Source organism: Microbacterium sp. F1-18, assembly GCF_052921305.1.
In genome coordinates this window covers 630,678-652,309 of sequence record NZ_JBREVD010000001.1, presented here as the reverse complement: position 1 = coordinate 652,309, position 21,632 = coordinate 630,678, and the positions used below count along the sequence as shown (strand labels likewise).

Below are 21,632 nucleotides of genomic sequence, written 5' to 3'. Positions count from 1 at the left end.
CTTGCGCATTGATTACATCGATGTAAAAGTGTGAGGGTCCGCGGTTGTCACAATGTCGTGCCGTCACAAAGGAGTGACCGATGGCCCCACCCCTCGAACTCAGTCGGCGGCGGTTCCTCACCGGAGCCGCCGCCCTCGCCGGAACCGCCTTCCTCGCGTCGTGCGCGGGGCTCCCCGGCGGTTCCAACGCCCGCACGCTCCAGTTCTGGCACCTGCTCTCGGGTGCCGACGGGGTGACGATGTCGGGGCTCATCGACGGCGTCAACGCCGCGCAGTCCGACTATCGCGTGCGGCCGACGGTGCTCGCCTGGGGCGAGCCGTACTACACGAAGCTCGCGATGGCGGCTGCGGGCGGCCGGGCGCCCGACGTCTCGGTCATGCACGCGTCGCGGGTCGTCGGATACGCGCCGGGCGGTCTCCTCGACACCTGGGACACCGGGCGGCTGGCCGACCTCGGCGTTGACGCGAGCACCTTCACCGACGCGATCTGGCGCAAGGGCTTCATCGGCGATGACCTCTACAGCGTCGCGCTCGACGCCCACCCGTTCATCCTGATGTACAACACCGACATCTGCGCCGAGGCGGGAGTGCTCGACAGCGACGGCAAGCTGCCGCCCATCACCTCGCCCGAGGACTTCCTCGAGCTCGGGCGTGCCGTGGCCGCGGTGTCGGAGTCGCACGGGCTGTCGTTCGGCTATCTGGGCGACGGAGCGCAGATGTGGCGCCTGTTCTACACGCTCTACACGCAGCACGGCCTCGAGATCGAGCTGCCCGAGGGCGGCCAGGCGCAGATCGACGAGGATGCCGCGGTCGCGGCGCTCAGCTTCATGCAGCAGCTGCTCGACGACGAGATCGCCTCGCGGAGCGCCGACTACCAGAGCGCCATCGCCGAGTTCGCGACGGGCCGCAGCGGACTCTTCCTCACCGGCGTGTGGGAGCTGCGGTCGATGCAGCAGCAGAACCTCCCGATCGATGCCGCGATCATCCCGGCGGTGTTCGGCACCCCGTCGGTCTACGCCGACTCGCACTCGTTCACCCTGCCGCACCAGAGCGCACCCGACGAGGAGTCACGCGACCTCGTCTACCGCTTCGTCGCCGACATCCTGAAGGGCTCGTTCGACTGGGCCGGCGCCGGCCACATCCCCGCCTACCTGCCGGTGACGCAGTCCGCCGCGTACGCCGATCTGCTGCCGCAGGCGCACTACGCCGAGGCCGCGGAGCTCGTCAGATACGACCCGCCCGCGTGGTTCACCGGCTCGGGCTCTCGATTCCAGGCCGACTTCGGCGCCGCCGTGCAGAACGTCCTGCTTCAGGGCGCCGACCCCGCCCAGGCGATCGCACGCTTCCGCACGGGCGTCGACCAGCGCCTGAAGACGCCCAACCCGGCCGCACCGGAAGGAGCCCGCGCATGACCCTCGACACCGGATCCGGGCGCGCCGGACTCGCCGACACCGCCGCGACGCGCACGATCGTCACCGGCGACCGCACGGGGCGGCACCGGCACGTCGGCGACCGCGGCGAGCAGCGCATCGCCTGGACCTTCCTCGCGCCATTCCTCGCCGCCTTCCTCCTCTTCCTCGTGTGGCCGCTGCTGCACGGGCTCTACCTCAGCTTCACCGACCAGTCGCTCACGGGCGCCGGTGGCTCGTTCATCGGCATCGCGAACTACGTCGAGGCCCTCGGCGATCCCGTCATGTGGCAGTCGCTGGGCAACACCGCCTGGTTCACGGTGCTCTCGACCGTGCCGCTGGTCGTGATCGCCCTCGTCATGGCGCTCCTCGTGCAACGCGGCCTGCCCGGGCAGTGGCTCTGGCGACTGTCGTTCTTCATGCCCTACCTGCTGGCCTCGACCGTGATCTCGCAGATCTGGGTCTGGATCTTCAACCCGCAGATCGGCGCGGCCAACGGCATCCTCGAGGCATTCGGGCTCGAGCCGATCGCCTGGCTGCAGAACCCCGACACCAACATGCTCGCCATCGTCGTCGCGACGGTGTGGTGGACGATCGGATTCAACTTCCTGCTCTACCTCGCGGCCCTCCAGAACATCCCCGAGACCCAGTACGAAGCCGCATCGATCGACGGCGCGGGGGAGTGGCGCAAGCTCTTCTCGATCACGATCCCGCAGCTCGGACAGGTCACCGTGCTCATCGTCATCCTTCAGGTGCTGGCATCGCTGAAGCTGTTCGATCAGGCGTACCAGATGCTCGGAGGCATCGCGAGCGAGACCACTCGCTCGATCGTCCAGTACATCTACGAGTCCGGGTTCGTCGGATATCGCTTCGGCTACTCGGCAGCCATCTCGTACGTCTTCTTCGCCGTGATCGTCCTGATCGGCGTCGTCCAGGCCCTCGCCACCCGTCGCCGGAAGGAGCACTCATGAGCGCCGCCACCGCCAGCTCCACGGCCACGCGCGCCGTCGTCGCACCGGGGGTCGCCCCCGACCCTCGCGGGCGCAAACCCGGCCAGCACCGGTTCAGCGCGACCAACGTCGTCGCCTTCATCGCCCTCGCCCTCATGGCGATCGGCTGGCTGCTGCCGTTCCTGTGGGCCGTCGCCACCGCCTTCAAGACCGAGACCGACGCCGCATCGGGTGCCGGCGGCTGGGTGGGCGAGAGCGGGCCCACGACCGAGGCCTTCACCTCGATCCTCTCGCAGGGCAACGTCTGGATCTGGGCCGGCAACAGCCTCTGGACCTCCGTCGTGATCACCCTCCTCACCGTCGCGATCTCGGCCGTCGCCGCCTACGCGTTCTCGCGGCTGGAGTTCCGCGGCAAGAAGCTGCTCTACGGCGCGGTCATCGCCTCGATCGTCATCCCGCCGCAGGTGCTGATCATCCCGCTCTTCTACGAGATGCTCGCCTTCAACCTCGTCGACACCCCCTGGGGCCTGATCCTGCCGCAGGTCGTCGCGCCGGCGATGGTGTTCATCCTCAAGAAGTTCTTCGACCAGGTGCCGATCGAGCTCGAGGATGCCGCGCGCGTCGACGGCGCGGGACGCTTCCGGGTGTTCTGGTCGATCGTGCTGCCGCTGTCGCGGCCCATCCTCGGCGCCGTCGCGATCTTCGTGTTCATCGGCGCGTGGAACAACTTCCTGTGGCCGTTCCTCATCATCAACGACACGACCCTCATGACCCTGCCGGTGGGGCTCCAGACCGTCATCAGCGCGTACGGCGTGCAGTATGCGCAGGTCATGGCCCAGGCCGTGCTCGCCTCCGTTCCGCTGATCATCGTCTTCCTGGTGTTCCAGAAGCAGATCGTCCGCGGCGTCGCCACGACCGGCTTCGGCGGTCAGTGACCGGCGCCGCCCGGCACGCGTCCGCATCCCCTCACCCCCGAAAGAACAGGAGCATCATGCCCCGCGCCCGCATCGTCCTCGATCGCGACTTCACCGTGGCCGACGTGCCGCGCCGTCTCTTCGGCTCGTTCGTCGAGCACATGGGCCGCTGCGTCTACACCGGCATCTACGAGCCCGGCCACCCGCAGGCCGACGATCGCGGCTTCCGTCGCGATGTGCTCTCGCTCGTGAAGGAGCTCGGCGCCACGGTCGTCCGCTATCCCGGAGGCAACTTCGTGTCGGGTTACAACTGGGAGGACGGCGTCGGCCCGGTCGCCGACCGTCCGCACCGGCTCGACGGCGCCTGGCACACGGTCGAGACCAACGCGTTCGGGCTGCACGAGTTCGTCGACTGGGCCCGCGAGGCCCAGGTCGAGGTCATGGAGGCGGTGAACCTCGGCACCCGCGGCGTCGACGAGGCGCGCGCCCTCGTCGAGTACGCCAATCACGCGGGCGGGACGTACTGGTCCGACCTGCGTCGCCGCAACGGCGCCGCAGACCCGTTCGACATCCGGCTGTGGTGCCTCGGCAACGAGCTCGACGGACCGTGGCAGATCGGTCACAAGACCGCCCACGAGTACGGCCGACTCGCGCAGGAGACGGCGAAGGCGATGCGCCTGGTCGACCCCGACATCGAGCTCGTCGCGGTGGGGTCGTCGAATCGGCAGATGCCGACCTTCGGCACGTGGGAGCACACGGTGCTCACCCACGCGTACGACGAGGTCGACTACATCTCGATGCACGCCTACTACCAGGAGGACGGCGGCGACGCGGCATCCTTCCTCGCCGAGGCCGTCGACATGGACGCGTTCATCGACGGCGTCGTCTCGACGATCGACGCGGTCAGGGCCGCCGGCAAGCACCGCAAGCAGGTCGACATCTCGTTCGACGAGTGGAACGTCTGGTACCAGCGCGGTCTCGACACCGAGGACCAGCCGCACATCGTCTCGGCGTCGAAGGAATGGCGTGCCCACCCGCGTCTGATCGAGGACACCTACAACGTCACCGACGCCGTCGTGGTCGGGACGTTCCTGCACAGCCTGCTGCGGCACGGCGACCGCGTGCGCATCGCCAACCAGGCGCAGCTGGTCAACGTGATCGCCCCCATCCGGTCGGAGGAGGGCGGGCCCGCGTGGCGGCAGTCGATCTTCTGGCCCTTCGCGCGCATGTCGCAGCTCGCCCAGGGCCGTGTGCTTCGACTCGCGATCGACTCGGACCAGACCCCGACGGCGAAGTTCGGCGATGTGGATGTCGTCGACGCCGCCGCCACCTGGGACGAGTCGACCGGCCGCGTCGCGCTATTCGTCGCGAACCGCTCACTCGACGCCGAGACCGAGGTGTCGCTCGAACTGCGCGGGCTCGGGGCGTCGAGCGTCGTCTCGGCCGAGGTGCTGACGGTGCCCGAGGGCGGCGACCGGCGTTCCGCGAACACCGAGGCGGACCAGGCTGACGTCGGCCTCGTGCCCCTGCGCGGCGTCGGTCTCGACGACGGCACGCTGCGGGCGACCCTGCCCGCCCTTTCATGGGCGGTCATCGTGCTCGACACCGCCCGCGCCTGACCCGCGGCGCTCGCGTCGCGGGTCGCGCTTGCGTCGGAGAATCGCGCGTACGTCGGACGGATCCCGCGAGATCCTCCGATGTTCGCGCGATTCTCCGTTCTTGCGAGCGGGCGGGGGCGCGGGTTGTGGGAGATGCACAACGGATGCGGGCGGGGGCATAGGGCATCCGATAGCGTCGGCCCTCGTGAACGTGTGGCTCCGGACCCTGCTGACGATCTGGCGAGCGAAGCGACAGCTGCGCAGGAACGGCCCGCGACCGCTCATGGCGGTCGGCCGGGTGGAGCTGCGGACGCTGCCCACCGACATCGACCTGCTCGGGCACATGAACAACGGGCGGTACGCCTCGCTGTTCGACCTCGGCCGGTTCGACCTGCTGGTGCGCAACGGCATCTGGGACACCTTCCAGGAGAAGGGCTGGTACGGCGTCGTCGCCAGCAGCACCATCACCTTCCGCAAGTCGCTCAACCTCTGGCAGCGGTTCACGATCGAGACGCGCCTGCACGGGCACGACGACAAGTCGGTGTACATGGTGCACCGTGCCGTGGTGCGCGGCGAGGTCTACGCCGAGATGCTCGTTCGGTCACGGTTCCTCCGCCGTACGGGCGGTATCGTGCCGCTCGACGAGCTCTTCGCGGTGCTCGGCCGCCGCGATGATCTGCCCGCGCTCGAGCCGTGGATGACCGAGTGGGCCACCGCCACGGCTCTGCCCTCGACGCGCGCCGAGGCCCCCAGCATCTGGGACTGACCCCGGGCGAGGCGCCGCGCCCGGAGGGCGCCCGAGACATAGGCTGGCGGCATGTCCGACACCGTTTCGTCCGGCACCACCCCGCCGGGCTTCCCCGCCGACGATCCCCTCGCCCAACAGGCGGTGGCTTTGGCCCAGAAATGGGTGCACACGTCGGCCGACTTCCCTGCGGATGCCGCAGCGCAGCGCCTCGCCGGAGTCCTTCGCGACCCGAACGGCCTGCCGTTCACGATCGGCTTCGTCGATGGCGTCATGCGCCCCGAGAGCGTGACCGCCGCCGCGACCCGCCTGCACCACGTCGCCCCCCTCGTCCCGGAGTTCCTGCCGTGGTACCTCCGCGGCGCTGTGCGCATCGGCGGCGCCGTCGCCCCGATGCTGCCGACCCCGGTCGTGCCCATCGCCCGCACGGCGCTGCGCGAGATGGTCGGCCACCTCGTCGTCGACGCGCGACCGCACAAGCTCGGCCCGGCGATCGCCCGGATCCGCGAATCCGGTGCCCGCCTCAACCTCAATCTCCTCGGTGAGGCCGTGCTGGGCGAAGACGAAGCCCGGCGACGCCTCGAGGGCATCCACGAGCTGATCCGCCGGCCCGACGTCGACTACGTCTCGGTCAAGGTCTCCGCGATCGTCAGCCGCATCTCGATGTGGGCGTTCGACGAGGTCGTCGCCGACGTGGTCGAGCGGCTGCTTCCGCTGTACCTGAGCGCGGCCGAAGACGGCACCTTCATCAACCTCGACATGGAGGAGTACCGCGACCTCGATCTCACGATCGCCGTCTTCACCCGCATCCTCGAGGACGAGCGGCTCCGGGGGCTCGAGGCCGGCATCGTGCTGCAGGCCTACCTGCCCGACGCCGCCGACGCGCTCGACGAGCTGACGGCGTGGGCGCAGGCCCGCGTCGCCGCGGGCGGAAGCCGCATCAAGGTGCGACTGGTCAAGGGTGCGAACCTCGCGATGGAGCGCGTCGACGCCACCGTCCACGGCTGGCCGCTGGCGACCCACGCGAGCAAGCTCGACGCCGACGCGATGTACCTCCGCTGCCTCGATCGCGCCCTGCGGCCCGAGCGCAGTGCGGCGGTGCGCCTGGGTGTCGCCGGACACAACCTGTTCGACATCGCCTACGCCTGGCTGCTCGCCGGTGAGCGCGGGGTGCGTGACGACATCGAGATCGAGATGCTGCTCGGTATGGCTCAGGGCCAGGTCGCGGCGGTGACGAACGACGTCGGCCACGTGCTGCTCTATGTGCCGGTCGTGCGGCCCGACGAGTTCGACGTGGCGATCAGCTACCTCGTCCGCCGCCTCGAGGAGAACGCCTCGAGCGAGAACTTCCTGTCGGCCGCGTTCGATCTCGCCACCGACGCGAGCCTGTTCGAGCGCGAACGCGACCGGTTCCTCGCCTCGCTCGAGCGCGCGGTCGACCCGGCTCTGCCGAGCGGACCGAACCGCACGCAGGACCGCACGCTGACGCTGCGCTCTCTCGCGCCGCAGCGCATCACGCGCGACCCTGCCGAGGGCGACGACGGTCTGACCCAGGCCGTGCTCGGCATCGCCGACGCGGCTGGTCGCCCGAACGACACGACGGCCCTCGAGCAGCGCGACGACGTCCTCTTCGGGGGCGAGCATTTCGTCGAGACGGCGGTGTACGCGCCCCGCGAGACGCGACGGGCGCCGGCGCTCGGAGCTCCCGGCTTCTCGAACACGCCCGACTCCGACCCCGCGCTCGCGGTCAATCGGGAGTGGGCCCGCCGCATCCTCTCGCGCATCGCCGGCAGCACGGCCGGCGACGAGACGATCGCCGCGGCCCGGGTCGACGACGCCGAGACGCTCGATGAGATCGTGGCGCGCGTCGGCGCGGCGGCATCCGCCTGGGGTGCGATGCCCGCGGCCGACCGCAGCGCCGTGCTGCTGGCGGCCTCGCGCGCGCTCGAGTCGCGCCGGGCCGAGCTGATCGAGGTCGCCGCGTCGGAGACCGGCAAGGTGCTCGCCGAAGCAGATGTCGAGGTCAGCGAGGCGGTCGACTTCGCCGCCTACTACGCCGCGACGGCCCGCGAGCTCGATCGGGTGAGCGGCGCCGTGTTCCAGCCGGCGTCGGTCACGGTGGTCACCCCGCCGTGGAACTTCCCGCTCGCGATCCCGGCCGGCGGTGTGCTCGCGGCCCTCGCGGCGGGATCGGGCGTCGTCTTCAAGCCCGCCCCGCAGGCCCGTCGCTGCGCGGCGGTCGTCGCCGAGGCGCTGTGGGATGCCGGGGTGCCCCGCGACCTCCTCGCGCTCGTCGACATCGACGAAGGCGATCTCGGTCGCCGCCTGATCACCCATCCGTCGGTCGATCGCGTCATCCTCACCGGCTCGTGGGAGACGGCGGCCCTGTTCAGGTCGTGGCGGCCCGAGCTGCCGCTGCTGGCCGAGACCAGCGGCAAGAACGCCATCATCGTCATGCCCTCGGCCGATCTCGATCTCGCCGCCGCCGACCTGATCAAGAGCGCGTTCGGTCACGCCGGACAGAAGTGCTCCGCGGCGTCGCTGGCGATCCTCGTGGGGCCGGTCGGTCGGTCCAAGCGCTTCGCACGCCAGCTGGTCGACGCGACGCGTTCGCTGCGGGTCGGCCCGCCGACCGACCCGCGCAGCGAGGTCGGGCCGGTCATCGAGCCGCCGCAGGGCAAGCTCGAGTGGGCGCTCACCTCGCTCGAAGACGGCGAGCGGTGGCTCGTCGAGCCGCGCCGTCTCGACCTCGGCGACGACACCGAAGGACGCTTCTGGTCGCCGGGCGTCAAGGTCGGGGTGAGCCCGGGATCGCGCACGCACCTCGAGGAGTTCTTCGGGCCGGTGCTCGGCGTCATGCACGCCCGCACGCTCGAAGACGCGATCGAACTGCAGAACGCAGTCGCCTACGGGCTGACCGCGGGGCTTCACACGCAGGATGCCGCCGACCTCGCGACGTGGCTCGAGCGGGTCGAGGCGGGCAACCTGTACGTCAACCGCGGCATCACCGGCGCCATCGTCCAGCGGCAGCCCTTCGGCGGTTGGAAGCGGTCATCTGTGGGCGCGGGTACGAAGGCCGGCGGACCGAACTACCTCATCGGTCTCGGATCGTGGCGCGCCTCGAGCGGGTCGGCATCCAGCACGCTCCACCTGCGCGGTCTCGACTCGCGGATCACGACCATCATCGAGTCGGCCCAGCCCACGCTCGACTACGAGTCGTTCGAATGGCTGCGGCGGGGCGCGCTCTCGGATGCCGTCGCCTGGGACCGCGAGTTCGGTCAGGTGCGCGACGTGTCGGGTCTCGGCGTCGAGCGGAACCTGTTCCGCTACCGGCCCGTCGACGTCGCGGTCAGGGCGTCGTCCGACGCGACCTGGCAGGCGGTGCTGCGCGTGATCGTCGCGGGCGTGCGGGCCGGATCGGCGGTGACGCTGAGCTCGCCGGTGGGTCTTCCTGCCGACGTGCGGCGCGCGCTCGGCGAGGTCGACATCTCGGTGTCGGTGGAGACGGACGGCGAATGGCTGCAGCGCATCGCCGCGGCGGATCGCCGCCCGGGCCGTATCCGCCTGGTCGGCTCGCGCGACACGGTGGCCGAGCTGCGGACGGCGGTCGCGGGGGCGACCGAGGGTGATCCGGATGTCGCCGTCTACGCCGACGAGGTCACGACGGCGGGTCGCATCGAGCTGCTGCCGTTCGTGCACGAGCAGTCGATCACGATCACGGCGCACCGTTTCGGAAACCCCGACGACTGGTCCGAGGCGGTCATCTGAGTCGACGCGGGCGGCTGCGGGTGGTCGCGACGGTGGCATCTCGGTAGCGTGACGGGATGACCGATGACGTATCCGTCGCGCCCGCGCTGATCCTCGCCCGCCTATCGGCCGAGCGTGAGTCGCTCGTGGGCGCCATGTTCATCGGGCTCGGCGCGGTCGGGCTCGCCATCGTGGTCATCGCGCTGGCCTTCTCGCCCGGCCTCAACATGCCGGTGCTCGTGGGTGTCGGCGTGGGGGCTGTCCTGCTCGTCCATGGCATCCTGCGCCGCGGGGCCGCCGCGCGCGCCATCGTCGCACTCGACCGGCTCGACCCCGCTGCGCCACCCGCGTCCCGCTGACGGCGGCCAGCGGGGTCAGACGAAGCGCTCGAGCACGGCGGTCACGTGGGCGTCCAGCGCCGCGCCCGTCGGCTCGGGGTCGATGCCGAGGAGGCGCCGGCGGTGCGGTTCGCCGAGGAGAGCCGCGAAGAGATGCTCGGCGCGGCGCTCGTCGCCACCCAGATGTGCGGCCAGGTATCGCTGCGCCGCGACGGGGCCCGCGTCGTAGAACGCGTGTGAGATCGCAGGGTCGTCGAGGGCGACTGCGACGGCCGCGCGGTGCAGCCCGACGGCCCGGTCGGCGAAGAGCGCCGCTGCGACGAGCGTGCAGGCGTGCCGGAGGTCGCGTGCCACGACGTCGAGGTAGCCGTGGACGTCGGTCACCGCCGCGCGGAGCAGCGCCGACTTGTCGCCGATCCGCTCGTAGATGGTGCGCTTGGTCACGCCTGCCTCCTGCGCGATCGCGTCGAGCGAAGCGGCGTGGAAGCCGACGTCGACGAACAGCCGAGCTGCGACGGCGACGATGCGGGCGTCGCGCGCCGCCTGCTCATGGGCGGGTGGCCGACCGCGACGCCGGTCTGCGGTCGAGGGCATGGCGACAGGCTATCAGAATGATACGGTGGCGTTTCATTAAGGAGGCGTCATGGACGAGATCGTCTGTCACATCGCGATCGCCGACGACTGGGGCATGAGCCGCAAGTTCGGCGAGTACGAGGTCGCGACGCGCGGCGTGCCGTGGGAGCCGGGCGGGTACATCCGAGCCTGCGATCCGGGCGACGTCGCCGCGGTCGTCGCGACCGTCTACGCCGACGTGCGACTGCCGCTGCTGCGGATCGACTGCAGCGTCGAGGGGCTCGCCCGCAACGGCGTCGAGGTCACGAGGGTCGACGGACGGCCCCGCATCCACCGGCCCATCCCGATGAACGCGGATGCCGTCGTCGGCGAGCATCCACTCACGGCCTGAGTGGCCGCAGCGCCGGACGCGCGGCGGCCCGCCCCGGGCGAACCGGAGCGGGCCGTCGTGACGTCCGTGCGCCGGGTCAGGCGTCGATGCCGACCGACCGCGACAGGCGCGCGCGCTCGTCGCCCGAGAGCTCGAGGTGGACGGCCTTCGCGCTGTCGATGATCGACTCCGCCCGACGGGCTCCCGGGATGGGGATGACGGTGTCGCCCAGCCCCAGCTCCCATGCCAGCACGACCTGCTGCGGGCTCGCGTCGTGGGCGCGGGCGACCTCGCCGAAGGCGGCGAAGCGCTCGCCGATCGACCGCGCTCCGCCGCCCGTGCCGCCCAGGGGGCTCCAGGGGAGGAAGGCGATCCCGCGGTCGACGCAGTACCGCAGCTCGTCGTAGCTGCCCGGATGCCGCGGCGAGAACTCGTTCTGCACGCTCGTGAGGTTGCCCTCGCCGAGCACCTGCTCGGCGATCTCGATCTCCTCGACGCTCGCGTTCGAGATGCCGACCGCGCGGATCTTGCCCTCCTGCTGCAGGGTCTTGAGGTTCTCCATCACCTCGCCGTAGACCATCCAGCGGTCGGGCCGGTGGTACTGGTAGAGGTCGATCACGTCGACGCGGAGAGCGCGGAGCGACGCCTCGACGGCCTTCCGGAGATAGTCGAGCGAGCCGTCCCGACCCCACTTCTCGCCCTCGCTGCGAGTGATCCCGCCCTTCGTCGCTACGACGATCTGAGACCGATCGCCGCTCCACGTGGCCAGGGCCTCGGCCATGATCTCCTCGTTGTGGCCCATCGTGTCCCAGCTCGGGGCGTAGATGTCCGCCGTGTCGAGCAGGGTGACGCCCGCGTCGAGTGCGGCGTGGACCGTCGCGACGGCATCCTCGCGGTCGGGGATCTGCTTGTCGTTGTTCATCGAGACGGGCATCCCGCCCAGGCCGATGGCCGAGACGGTGAACGGTCCGAGGGTGCGCTGCTGCATGGGTCTCCTTCGACGTTTCGCGGTGGTGTGATCCCAGCCTGGCAGTCGGGCAAGCGATCCGGCAGCATCTTGCGCAATCGCACAGCGGGCCCCACGGGCGCCCGGGGGAGAATGGGTGCCGGCCGCCCGGCGACCCGCCGCCGCGTGCGCGACCGCCGAAGCCAGGAGCCCGAATGACGTTCGCCGACCACCACCCGACGCCCGATGCACGCGAGGCGGGAGCCCCTGTGCATGTCCTCGCGGGAAAGCCGCCCCTGCTGCCGGTCATGGTCGCGACGGGCGACGGGGCGTGGATGACCGACGTCGAGGGGCGTCGCTACCTCGACCTGACCGGCGACCCGGCGCTCACCTTCGGGCACCGGCATCCCGCCCTGCTCGCCGTCGCGACCGAGCAGCTCGGGCGGTTGACGGCGAGGAGCGCGGTCGTCGCCGACGACCGTACGGACGGATTCGCCGACGCGCTCGCTGCCGTGCTCGGCGCTGAGGCGGTGCTTCCGGCTGCCACCGGGCCCGACGCGCTCCGAGCCGCCGTCGAGATCGCGCTCGGCGCGGGGGAGCGGGGGAACGTCGTCGTCGCGGCCGGCTCGCACCCCGAGTTCGCGGCATCCGGCGCGGCCACGGTGCCCTTCGGTGACATCGACGCTCTCGTCGCGGCGCTGGACGGCACCGTCGGCGCCGTCGTCCTCGAACCCGTGCAGGCCGCCGCAGGCGTCATCGCCGCGCCCGCGGGCTATCTCGCGGCCGCGCGACGGGCGTGTGCCGACCGCGGGGTCATCCTGATCCTCGACGAGACGCGCAGCGGCCTCGGCCGGCTCGGCGACACCGTCGCGCTCGGCGGGGAGGGCGAGGCCCCCGATCTCCGGGTGATCGGGCCGGCGCTCGGCGGAGGCATCATTCCCGTCGCTGCCGTCGTCGGAAGCCGAGCGCTGCTCGGTGAAGCAACGGCACCGGTGCCGGTGTCTCCGCTCGCGAGCGCCATCGCGCACCGCGTGGTCGAGATGCTCGAGGCGGGCGAGCTGCAGAACCGGGCCCGCGCGCTCGCCGAGCACCTGGCCGCGCGGATCGAGGTGCTCGTGGGAGCCGGGGCCGTCGGCGTCCGCACCGCGGGTGTCTGGGCGGGCGTCGACGTCGACCCCGAGGTCGTGACGGCGGCCGAGGTCGCTCGGCGACTCGTCGCGCGCGGCCTGCTGGTCGACGTCGTGGGTGACGCGACGGTCGTGCTGGCTCCACCGCTGGTCGTCCGGGCGACCGAGCTCGACTGGGCGATCGAGCAGCTGCGGGTCGTGCTCGCGGCCTGACCCTGTCGCATCACGTCGCGATACATCTGCAGGACCGGTGGTGCTGGTGATGCTTCGCATCGCGCGCTGAGCACCACCGGCCCCGCGACTCTGACAGGTGTGTCGCCACCGCCACGGAAATGACCGTTGACACCGTCGCGCCCCGCCCGCTACCGTGCTGGTCATACGTAGAAGCACACCGTTGTTTTTTTACGGATCGGCGCTCATACGTATGACCGCCGAAACCGCACGCCACGTCACAGGAGACCGGAATGCGCACTTCCCGAATCGCCGCCGCTGCCGCCCTCGCGACCGCGGCGCTCGCTCTGGCCGCCTGCACGCCGGGCACCGCTACGAACACCGCCGCCCGAGCCGACACGCTGATCTACGGCAAGTCCGACGGCGGTACGACCTACGTCCGCAACTACAACGTCCTCGGTCCCGCGACCGAGAAGGCCCCCAACGCCGAGCTGATCTACGAGCCGCTCGCTCGCATCGACTACGCCAACGGCGCCGTCGTCGAGCCGTGGCTCGCCGAATCGCTGCAGTTCGACGAGGCCGGCACGGCTCTCACGATCGAGCTGCGCCCGGACGTCACGTTCTCGGACGGCGAGACGATGGATGCCGACGACGTCGTCTATTCGCTCTCGCTCCCGCTCGAGCGGCCCGAGCTCAACCTCGCGGGCGTGACCTATGAGGCGGTGAGCAAGATCGACGACGACACGGTTCAGGTCGACTTCGCCGAGCCCTCGTTCGCCGCGCTCAACCAGTTCGCCTCGAGCTCGCTGCCGGTCGTTCCCGAGCACATCAGGCGCGACCAGGACCTCATGAGCTGGACGAACCCCGACCCGGTGGGCACGGGCCCCTTCACGGTCGATGCGTTCGCGGCCCAGCAGGTGACGCTCAAGGCGCGCGACGACTACTGGGGCGGGCAGATGCCCATGACCTACCTCAAGGTGCTCGCGACGAACGGCGAGGCGGTCAAGGCGCAGCTGCTCCGCGGCGACGTCGACTGGGCGCCGGCATCGTGGGCGGGTGCGGAGGAGGAGTTCGTCGCGCAGAACCCCGAGACGAACCTGTACCAGCTCTACGCGACGGGCGGGGCCTACTCGATGATGTACAACACCGCGCAGCCGCCCTTCGACAACGCCGACCTGCGGCGGGCACTCGCGCTGTCGATCCCACGCTCGGACATCACCGCGACGCTCAACCGGCCGGGCACCGAGGCCGGCCCGACGGGCCTCGTCGACCAGATCTACGCCGACTGGATCGCTCCGGAGTATCGCGGTGTCGTGCAGGATGTGGATGCCGCCGCCGCGCAGGCCGCGCTCGCGGCATCCGGCTTCACGGTCGTCGACGGCGCTCTGGAGAAGGACGGGCAGCGGTACTCGCCCCGGCTGTCGTTCAACCAGGACTTCGGGTGGAACGCCTACGCCGACATCATGATCAACAGCTGGAAGTCGGTGCTGGGCATCTCGGTGGCCCCGGCCGGGGCTCCGGGGGCGACCCTCTACGACCAGCAGAAGACGGGCGACTTCGACCTGACGATCGCCACGACCGGCGGTGCCGGGGTCTACGGCGTCTACGGCTTCCTCGACAGCCGGTACGTCGAACCGCTCGGTACCGCGGCCGCGACCAACATCGGACGCTGGAACGACCCCGAGACCGACCGCATCCTGTCGGATATGACCCGGGCGGCAGACGAGGAGACGCTCCGCTCGCTCGGACAGGAGATGCAGCGGATCGTCGTCGACGAGGTTCCCTTCAGCCCGCTGTACAACTCGTACTGGTTCGTCGACGTCAACGCGACGCACTGGACCGGCTGGCCGACGCCCGACGACTTCGACGCGGTGCCCTTCCCGAGCCTCGGGCCCGACACCGTCCGCACCCTGCTCTCGCTGAAGCCCGCGTCATGACCGCGCTCGGCGGGGCTCCCACGCCCACGACGACGACGGCTCTGGCCGAGGTCTCGGCGCGCCGGAAGCCCCGTCGGCGCAGCGGCGCCTTCCTCCTCAAGCGCCTCGGGTTCTACCTGGTCGCGGCCTGGTCGGCGATCACGTTGAACTTCGTCATCCCGCGCCTCATGCCCGGTGACCCGTCGGCGGCGATCATCGACCAGCTCGAGCGGGTGAGCGGTCAGGCCCTGGCGCCGGAGGCGCTCGTGTCGATCCGCGGCCTCTTCGGCAATCCCGACCAGAACCTGTTCGAGCAGTACGGGGCCTACATCGGCCAGCTGGCGCGATTCGACCTCGGGGTGTCGATCTCGAACTTCCCGGTGCCGGTCGCCGACCTCGTCGGCGCAGGCCTGCCGTGGACGCTCCTGCTCGTGGGCACGACGACGGTCATCTCGTTCGTGCTCGGCACGATGCTCGGAGTCGCGGTCGGATGGCGGGCCGGGTCGCGGTTCGACTCGATCATGACGCCGCTCATCACCTTCGTCTCGTCGGTGCCCTACTTCTGGATCGCCCTGCTGGCCCTGTGGCTGTTCGGCTTCGTCCTCGGCTGGTTCCCGCTCTCGGGCGGGTACGACCCGAACCTCCCGATCTCGCTCGAGCCCGCGTTCGTGCTGAGCGTCATGCAGTACGGCGCGCTGCCCGCGCTGACGATCATCTTCTCGGCGTTCGGGGGATGGATGCTGGGCATGCGCAACATGACCGTCACGACGGTGCGCGAGGACTACGTGCTCCTCGCTCAGGCCAAGGGCCTCTCGCCCGCGCGCGTGCGCTGGCGGTATGCGGCCCGCAACGCGATGCTGCCGCAGTTCACCGGCTTCGCGATGGCGCTCGGCGGCGTGGTCGGCGGGGCGCTGCTGACCGAGATCGTCTTCAGCTACCCGGGCATCGGGTACCTGCTGTTCTCCGCGCTGCAGAAGCGCGACTACCCGGTCATGCAGGGCGTGTTCCTGCTCGTGACCCTCACCGTCCTGCTGGCGAACCTCATCGCCGACTCGCTCTACGTGTGGCTCGATCCTCGCGTCCGAGAGGAGAGCTGACATGCGCGCCTCCCTGCTCCGCAACGGCAAGGTCCTCTTCGGAGTCGTCGTGCTGGCGTTCTTCGTGCTGCTCGCCCTGCTCGGCCCCGTGCTGCTGTCGGCGCTCGGCCTCGACGCCCGCGCCAACGACATCTCGGCGATCGCCGCGCCCCCGAGCGCCGCGCATCCGCTCGGCACGACCCAGTTCGGGCAGGACGTGCTCGCCCAGGTCATCGAGGGCGCCCGAGGCTCGATGTTCGTCGGGTTCCTCGGTGCCGCCATCGGCACCGCGATCGCGATCGTCGTGGGGGTGCCCGCGGGCTACTTCGGCGGCACGACGGGCAACCTGCTGAACTTCCTCACCAACATCTTCCTCGTCATGCCGGTGCTGCCGTTGATCTTCGTCGTCGCCGGCTACCTGCAGGGAACGGGCCTGGTCATGATCGCGATCATCATCGGGGTGTTCGGTTGGGCGGGAGGCGCGCGCACGCTCCGTGCGCAGGCGATGAGCGTGCGCAACCGTGACTTCGTGCAGGCCATGCGGATGCTGGGCGAGCCGCACCGCCGCCTCATCTTCGTCGAGGTGCTGCCGCACCTCTACGGCTGGATCGCGTCGATGTTCCTCGGCGGCCTCATCGGCGCGGTCATGGCCGAGGCCGGGCTCGCCTTCCTCGGGGTCTCCGATTCGTCGGCGATCAGCTGGGGCACGATGATCCAGGCCGCGCAGCAGCAGAGCGCGGTGCTGCGCGGGCTGTGGTGGTGGTTCGTGCCGCCGGGCCTGTGCATCGCCCTCGTGGGCACGGCGGCCGCGCTCATCAACTTCGGCGTCGACGAGCTCGCCAACCCCAAGCTCCGGGCGGCGAGCCGGCGGGTCGCCAAGCGCACCGCCTCGGTGCGCCGTGAGGCCGCCGTGCTCGAGTCGACCGGCGCAGAGAGGGCATGACATGACGATGATCCAGGAGAGACGACCGGATGCGCCCTCGGATGCCGCGGGCTCGGATGTCCTGCTCGAAGTGCGGGGGCTCACGGTCGAGTACGCCGGTGCCACGGGCGCCGTGCGTGCGTGCGCCGACGTCACCTTCGATCTGCACCGGGGCGAGATCCTCGGGGTCGTGGGCGAGTCGGGGTCGGGCAAGTCGACGCTCATCACCGCGCTCACCCGGCTGCAGCGGCCCCCGGCCGTCACGACGGCGGGGAGCGTGGTCTACCACCCCCGCGAGGGCGGCGCCGGGATCGATCTCGTGCAGCTCACCCCGCGGCGGCTGCGGGGACTGCGCTGGACGCGGATGTCGATCGTGCTGCAGAGCGCGATGGATGCCCTCAACCCCGTCACCCGCGTCGGAGAGCAGTTCGTCGACGTGCTGCGCACGCACGACCGCTCGATGAGCCGGGCCGCGGCCTGGGACGAGGCGCGTCGGCTGCTCGGGCTCGTCGGAATCTCGGCCGACCGTGCGCGGAGCTTCCCGCACGAGCTGTCGGGCGGGATGCGGCAGCGCGCGACCATCGCGCTGGCCCTCGCCTGCCGGCCCGAGCTCGTGGTGATGGACGAGCCGACGACGGCGGTCGACGTCGTGATGCAGCGCCAGATCCTCGCCCAGGTTCTGCGGCTGCGCCGCGAGCTCGGATTCGCCGTCGTGTTCGTGACGCACGACCTGTCGCTGCTGCTCGAGCTCGCCGACCGCATCGCCGTCATGTACGCGGGCCGCATCGTCGAGCTCGCCGCGTCGCGCGAGATCTATCGCTCGCCGCTGCATCCGTACACGCAGGGGCTGCGCGACTCCTTCCCGCCGTTGCACGCCCCGATCGAGCGTCTCGAGGGCATTCCGGGAACGCCCCCCGACCTGCGTCTGCTGCCCGCCGGCTGCCCGTTCGCGCCGCGCTGCGCCCACGCGTTCGACCGCTGCCGGTCCGAGTTGCCGCTGCTCGCCCCGCACGGCGAGCGATCCGTCGCCTGCCATCTGCGCGAACCCGAGGAGGTCGGGTCATGACCGAATCCACCACGACCGAGCCCACGACGCCACCTGTGCTCGAGGCCGTCGGCGTCACGAAGCACTTCACCGTCACCTCGGGGCTCGGCGCGAAGGCGACCGTGCACGCGGTGGAGGACATCACCCTGCGGCTCGTCCCGGGACGCGTCACAGCCGTGGTCGGCGAGAGCGGCAGCGGCAAGACGACGCTCGCGCGGCTGCTCGCGCGCTTCTACGAGCCCACCTCGGGCACCATCCGTCTCGAGGGCCGCCCCGTCGACCGCCCGACCGGTCAGGCCGAGCTCGCCTACCGCAAGGCCGTCCAGCTGATCTTCCAAGACCCCTTCGGGTCGCTCAACCCGCTGCACCGCGTGCGGCACAACATCGACCGGGCGATCCGGCTGCACCACCGCGGGCTCTCCCGCGCCGAGCGGCTCGGCCGGGCGCGGGAACTGCTGGAACGCGTCGCACTCACGCCTGCCGACGACTACCTCGAGAAGTTCCCGCACGAGCTGTCGGGCGGCCAGCGCCAGCGCGTGGTGATCGCCCGAGCCCTCGCCGTCGAGCCGCGGGTCCTGCTCGGCGACGAGCCGATCTCGATGCTCGACGTCTCGATCCGGCTCGAGATGCTGAACCTGCTCGACCGCCTCCGCCGCGAAGACGGTCTCGCACTGCTCTACATCACCCACGACATCGCGAGCGCGCGTTACCTCTGCGACGACATCGTGGTGATGTACGCGGGACGCATCGTCGAGATGGGCCCGAAAGAGGCGGTGATCGCCGATCCGCAGCATCCGTACACGAAGCTGCTCATCGAGTCCTCGCCCGACCCGCAGGGCGACCCCGACCGCGATCGCGACGCCGTCTTCGGATCGGCCGACGACCTGGGCGAGCCACCGAGCCTCATCGACCCGCCCAGCGGATGCCGCTTCCATCCGCGATGCCCGTTCGCGATGGAGCAGTGCCGCACGACGCGTCCGCCCCGGATCACCGTCGGGCCCGACCATGGCGCAGACTGCTGGCTGCACGACGTCGGTCGCGGGCACGAGCTCGCCGGATCATCGATGACGCAGCTCGTCTCCCGCACCCTGACCGAGGAGGTCCCGTGACCACGCCCAGCACCCGCCCGCGCTCGATCCGCCAGTCCGACGTGGCCCGACTCGCCGGGGTGTCGCAGTCGGCGGTGTCACGCGTGATCAGCGGCGATGCCGCGCGTATCCCCGACGAGACGCGGCAGCGCATCCACGAGGCGATCGCCGAGCTCGGCTACGTCCCCAACCCCGTCGCCCGCAACCTCCGGGGCTCCCGCACGCAGTTGCTGGGGGTCCACACGTTCGAGCCGCTCTTCCCCAACGCCCGCGAGGGCTTCTACGTCGAGTTCCTGCTCGGCATCGAGCAGCGCGCCGAAGAGACGGGGCACGATCTCGTGCTGTTCAGCTCCACCGGTGACGGCGCCGGCGGGCGGCGGATCTACCGCGACGAGACGAACCGGCTGCGCATCGCCGACGGCAGCGTGCTGCTGGGCGTCTCGCCCGACCGCGACGAGCTCGCCAAGCTCTGGCGGGAGGGGTACCCCTTCATCCACATCGGTCGCCGCGACGTCCCCGGCGCCGACATCCCGTGCATCATCCCCGACTACCGTGCGGCGGCCTCCGGGATCGTCGAACGCCTGCACGCCCTCGGCCATCGCACCCTCGCGTACCTGCGCGACTCGATGGACGTCGAACCGTACGAGGACCGCCGCGCCGGCTATGCCGAGGCGGTGACGCGTCTCGGCATCGCGGACGCGTCGCCCGGGTACCGCGAAGGCCGGGCGGGGGTGCCCGACGAAGTCGTCGCCGCGCTCGTGGACGGACGCTGCACCGCCGCCGTCGCCGAGAGCGAGCGGGTGGCGGGCGAGCTGCGCAACCGGCTGATCGAGCGCGGGGTCGACATCCCGGGCGAGGTCTCGGTCGCCGTCCTCGAAGACACGAGCGCCGGGGACGTGCGGTGGGACGACCTCCGCATCCCGCGCCAGGAGATCGGCCGCATCGCCGTCGACCGCCTGATCGAGATGGTGGACGACCCGGATGCCGCCCGCGAGAGCACGTTCGTCGCGTGCGAGGTGGTCGCCGGCGGCACCGTCGCACAGGTCAGAAAGGACCGAGGATGACCGAGCCGATCGACCTGCTGATCATCGGAGGCGGCGTCGGCGGCGTAGCCGCGGCCATCACCGCGACCCGCCTGGGCCTGCGTGTCGTGCTGACAGAGGAGTCGGGCAGGCTCGGCGGGCAGCTGACCTCGCAGGCGGTGCCGCCCGACGAGCACGCCTGGATCGAGCAGCCGACGACATCGCCGAGCTACGCCGAGTTCCGCCGCCGAGTCCGCGACTACTACCGCCGCAACTACCCCGTCACGGCGGAAGCCGCCGCCGAGCCGATCCTCAACCCGGGGCGCGGCATCGTCAGCCGGCTCTGCCACGAGCCGCGCGTCGCCGACGCGGTCATCGACGAGATGCTCGCCCCGTGGCTCGCGACCGGCCGGCTGCGGATCCTCCGCGACCACGAGCCCGTCGGCGTCGACGTCGTGCGCGACCGGGTCGAGGGCGTGGTCGTCCGCAGCCGGACGGGGGAGGAGACGGTGCTCGAAGCGCCGATCGTGGTGGATGCCACGGAACTCGGCGACCTGCTCGAGCTCGCACGCGTCGAGCACGTCATCGGGGCCGAGGGCGTCGACGACACCGGCGAGCTGCACGCTCCGGCCGTCGCCGATCCGATGGACCAGCAGGCGGTCTCATGGTGCTTCGCGCTCGAGCACCGCGAGGGCGAGGATCACGTCGGCGACCGTCCCGCACGCTACGAGCACTGGCGCACGCACGTCGACTCGTTCTGGCCCGGCCCGCAGCTGTCGTGGACCGACATCGAGCCGATCGGGCTGCACGAGCGCACCCGGCCGCTCTTCCAGAAGGTCGACACCCCCGACGTGCCGTTCGACCTGTGGCGGTACCGGCGCGTCCTCGCCGCCGACAACTTCACCGGTGGGATCTCCGACGTGACACTCGTCAACTGGCCGCAGATCGACTACTGGGAGGCACCGCTCCTCGGCGTCGACGCCGCCGCGGCCGACCGGGCACGCGCAGCCAGTCGCGAGCTGTCGGAGTCGTTCCTGTACTGGATGCAGACCGAGGCGCCGCGGCACGACGGCGGCACGGGCTACCCGGGGCTCCGCCTGCGCGGAGACGTCACCGGCACCGCCGACGGGTACGCCGACCGCGTCTACATCCGCGAGGCGCGACGCGCGGTGACCGAGTTCCGCGTGCTCGAGCAGCACGTCGGCGTGCAGGCCCGCGGCGCGGGGGCGGGCAGCGCCGTGTTCGACGACAGCGTCGGGCTCGGGCATTACCGCATCGACCTGCATCCCTCGACGGCCGGGCGCACCTACGTCGACATCGAGTCGTACCCGTTCCAGATCCCGCTGGGGGCACTGCTGCCGGTGCGCGTCGACAACCTGCTGCCGGCCGCGAAGAACATCGGCTCGACCCACATCACCAACGGCTGCTACCGCCTGCATCCGGTCGAATGGAGCATCGGCGAGGCCGTCGCCGCGCTTGCTGCCGTCGCGCTCGCCGAACGGGTTCCCCCGCGCGCGGTCCGGGCCCAGCCGCGGCTGCTCGATGACCTGCGCCGGGTGCTGACGGACCGTCTCGGGATCACGCTGCGCTGGCCGGAAGAGGTGCGCACGCACCACTGGAAGCCGCGGGAACGAGCCCGCGAAATCGTCCCGTCGCGCTGACGCGTCGGGACCGT

18 protein-coding genes are annotated in these 21,632 nt (G+C 71.0%); 16 read left to right on the top strand and 2 right to left on the bottom strand.

What is annotated here, in order from left to right; genetic code table 11:
• The first annotated feature begins 80 nt into the window (after positions 1 to 80).
• From ACU6RU_RS03025 to ACU6RU_RS02995, 7 genes are all read left to right on the top strand, one after another.
• Positions 81 to 1,412, top strand: coding sequence for an extracellular solute-binding protein (locus ACU6RU_RS03025; RefSeq protein WP_446725870.1), 1,332 nt, complete (start codon positions 81 to 83; stop codon positions 1,410 to 1,412).
• Positions 1,409 to 2,380, top strand: coding sequence for a carbohydrate ABC transporter permease (locus tag ACU6RU_RS03020; protein WP_120263567.1), 972 nt, complete (start codon positions 1,409 to 1,411; stop codon positions 2,378 to 2,380). The genes ACU6RU_RS03025 and ACU6RU_RS03020 overlap by 4 nt, the downstream gene beginning before the upstream one ends.
• Positions 2,377 to 3,294: a carbohydrate ABC transporter permease gene (locus ACU6RU_RS03015; protein WP_446725869.1), complete on the top strand. Its 918-nt coding sequence runs from the start codon at positions 2,377 to 2,379 to the stop codon at positions 3,292 to 3,294. Before ACU6RU_RS03020 ends, ACU6RU_RS03015 begins: the two co-directional genes overlap by 4 nt.
• A 56-nt stretch (positions 3,295 to 3,350) precedes the next feature.
• Positions 3,351 to 4,892, top strand: coding sequence for an arabinosylfuranosidase ArfA (arfA, locus tag ACU6RU_RS03010; RefSeq protein WP_446725868.1), 1,542 nt, complete (start codon positions 3,351 to 3,353; stop codon positions 4,890 to 4,892).
• A gap of 184 nt (positions 4,893 to 5,076) precedes the next feature.
• The gene (locus ACU6RU_RS03005; RefSeq protein ID WP_289330806.1) at positions 5,077 to 5,637 is read left to right on the top strand and encodes an acyl-CoA thioesterase; all 561 of its coding nucleotides are present in this window, start codon (positions 5,077 to 5,079) and stop codon (positions 5,635 to 5,637) included.
• Between the two features lie 51 nt (positions 5,638 to 5,688).
• Positions 5,689 to 9,384, top strand: coding sequence for a proline dehydrogenase family protein (locus ACU6RU_RS03000; RefSeq protein WP_120263563.1), 3,696 nt, complete (start codon positions 5,689 to 5,691; stop codon positions 9,382 to 9,384).
• A 56-nt stretch (positions 9,385 to 9,440) separates the two neighbouring features.
• Positions 9,441 to 9,722, top strand: a complete 282-nt coding sequence (locus ACU6RU_RS02995; protein WP_120263562.1) for a hypothetical protein — start codon at positions 9,441 to 9,443, stop codon at positions 9,720 to 9,722.
• Positions 9,723 to 9,737: 15 nt separating this feature from the next.
• Here the strand turns inward: ACU6RU_RS02995 and ACU6RU_RS02990 are convergent, their stop codons facing one another.
• On the bottom strand, positions 9,738 to 10,295 hold the full coding sequence (locus ACU6RU_RS02990; RefSeq protein ID WP_446725867.1) for a TetR/AcrR family transcriptional regulator: 558 nt from the start codon (positions 10,293 to 10,295) through the stop codon (positions 9,738 to 9,740).
• Positions 10,296 to 10,344: 49 nt separating this feature from the next.
• Here ACU6RU_RS02990 and ACU6RU_RS02985 point away from each other — a divergent pair, with 49 nt between their 5' ends.
• Entirely contained in the window at positions 10,345 to 10,665 is a 321-nt protein-coding gene (locus tag ACU6RU_RS02985) for a hypothetical protein (protein ID WP_446725866.1), read from the top strand.
• Positions 10,666 to 10,741: 76 nt separating this feature from the next.
• On the opposite strand, the gene ACU6RU_RS02980 is transcribed toward ACU6RU_RS02985, so the two are convergent.
• Entirely contained in the window at positions 10,742 to 11,632 is an 891-nt protein-coding gene (locus ACU6RU_RS02980; protein ID WP_446725865.1) for an aldo/keto reductase, read from the bottom strand.
• A gap of 173 nt (positions 11,633 to 11,805) precedes the next feature.
• Between ACU6RU_RS02980 and ACU6RU_RS02975 the strand changes: the two genes are divergently transcribed.
• The 8 genes from ACU6RU_RS02975 (at position 11,806) to ACU6RU_RS02940 (ending at position 21,618) form a co-directional block, all read left to right on the top strand.
• On the top strand, positions 11,806 to 12,930 hold the full coding sequence (locus ACU6RU_RS02975) for an aminotransferase class III-fold pyridoxal phosphate-dependent enzyme (RefSeq protein WP_446725864.1): 1,125 nt from the start codon (positions 11,806 to 11,808) through the stop codon (positions 12,928 to 12,930).
• A gap of 251 nt (positions 12,931 to 13,181) precedes the next feature.
• Positions 13,182 to 14,825 carry an ABC transporter substrate-binding protein gene (locus ACU6RU_RS02970; protein WP_446725863.1) on the top strand — a complete coding sequence of 548 codons (1,644 nt, stop codon included), beginning with the start codon at positions 13,182 to 13,184 and terminating at the stop codon, positions 14,823 to 14,825.
• Positions 14,822 to 15,901 carry an ABC transporter permease gene (locus ACU6RU_RS02965; protein WP_289330812.1) on the top strand — a complete coding sequence of 360 codons (1,080 nt, stop codon included), beginning with the start codon at positions 14,822 to 14,824 and terminating at the stop codon, positions 15,899 to 15,901. Before ACU6RU_RS02970 ends, ACU6RU_RS02965 begins: the two co-directional genes overlap by 4 nt.
• A 1-nt stretch (position 15,902) precedes the next feature.
• Positions 15,903 to 16,823, top strand: coding sequence for an ABC transporter permease (locus ACU6RU_RS02960; protein WP_446725862.1), 921 nt, complete (start codon positions 15,903 to 15,905; stop codon positions 16,821 to 16,823).
• Between the two features lies 1 nt (position 16,824).
• Positions 16,825 to 17,868 (top strand): ABC transporter ATP-binding protein, encoded by a 1,044-nt coding sequence (locus tag ACU6RU_RS02955; RefSeq protein ID WP_446725861.1) that lies wholly within the window; start codon positions 16,825 to 16,827, stop codon positions 17,866 to 17,868.
• The gene (locus tag ACU6RU_RS02950; protein ID WP_446725860.1) at positions 17,865 to 18,956 is read left to right on the top strand and encodes an ABC transporter ATP-binding protein; all 1,092 of its coding nucleotides are present in this window, start codon (positions 17,865 to 17,867) and stop codon (positions 18,954 to 18,956) included. Before ACU6RU_RS02955 ends, ACU6RU_RS02950 begins: the two co-directional genes overlap by 4 nt.
• Positions 18,953 to 19,999: a LacI family DNA-binding transcriptional regulator gene (locus ACU6RU_RS02945; RefSeq protein WP_446725859.1), complete on the top strand. Its 1,047-nt coding sequence runs from the start codon at positions 18,953 to 18,955 to the stop codon at positions 19,997 to 19,999. The genes ACU6RU_RS02950 and ACU6RU_RS02945 overlap by 4 nt, the downstream gene beginning before the upstream one ends.
• Complete coding sequence (locus tag ACU6RU_RS02940) at positions 19,996 to 21,618, top strand: FAD-dependent oxidoreductase (RefSeq protein ID WP_446725858.1); 1,623 nt, start codon at positions 19,996 to 19,998, stop codon at positions 21,616 to 21,618. The genes ACU6RU_RS02945 and ACU6RU_RS02940 overlap by 4 nt, the downstream gene beginning before the upstream one ends.
• Positions 21,619 to 21,632: the final 14 nt, after the last annotated feature.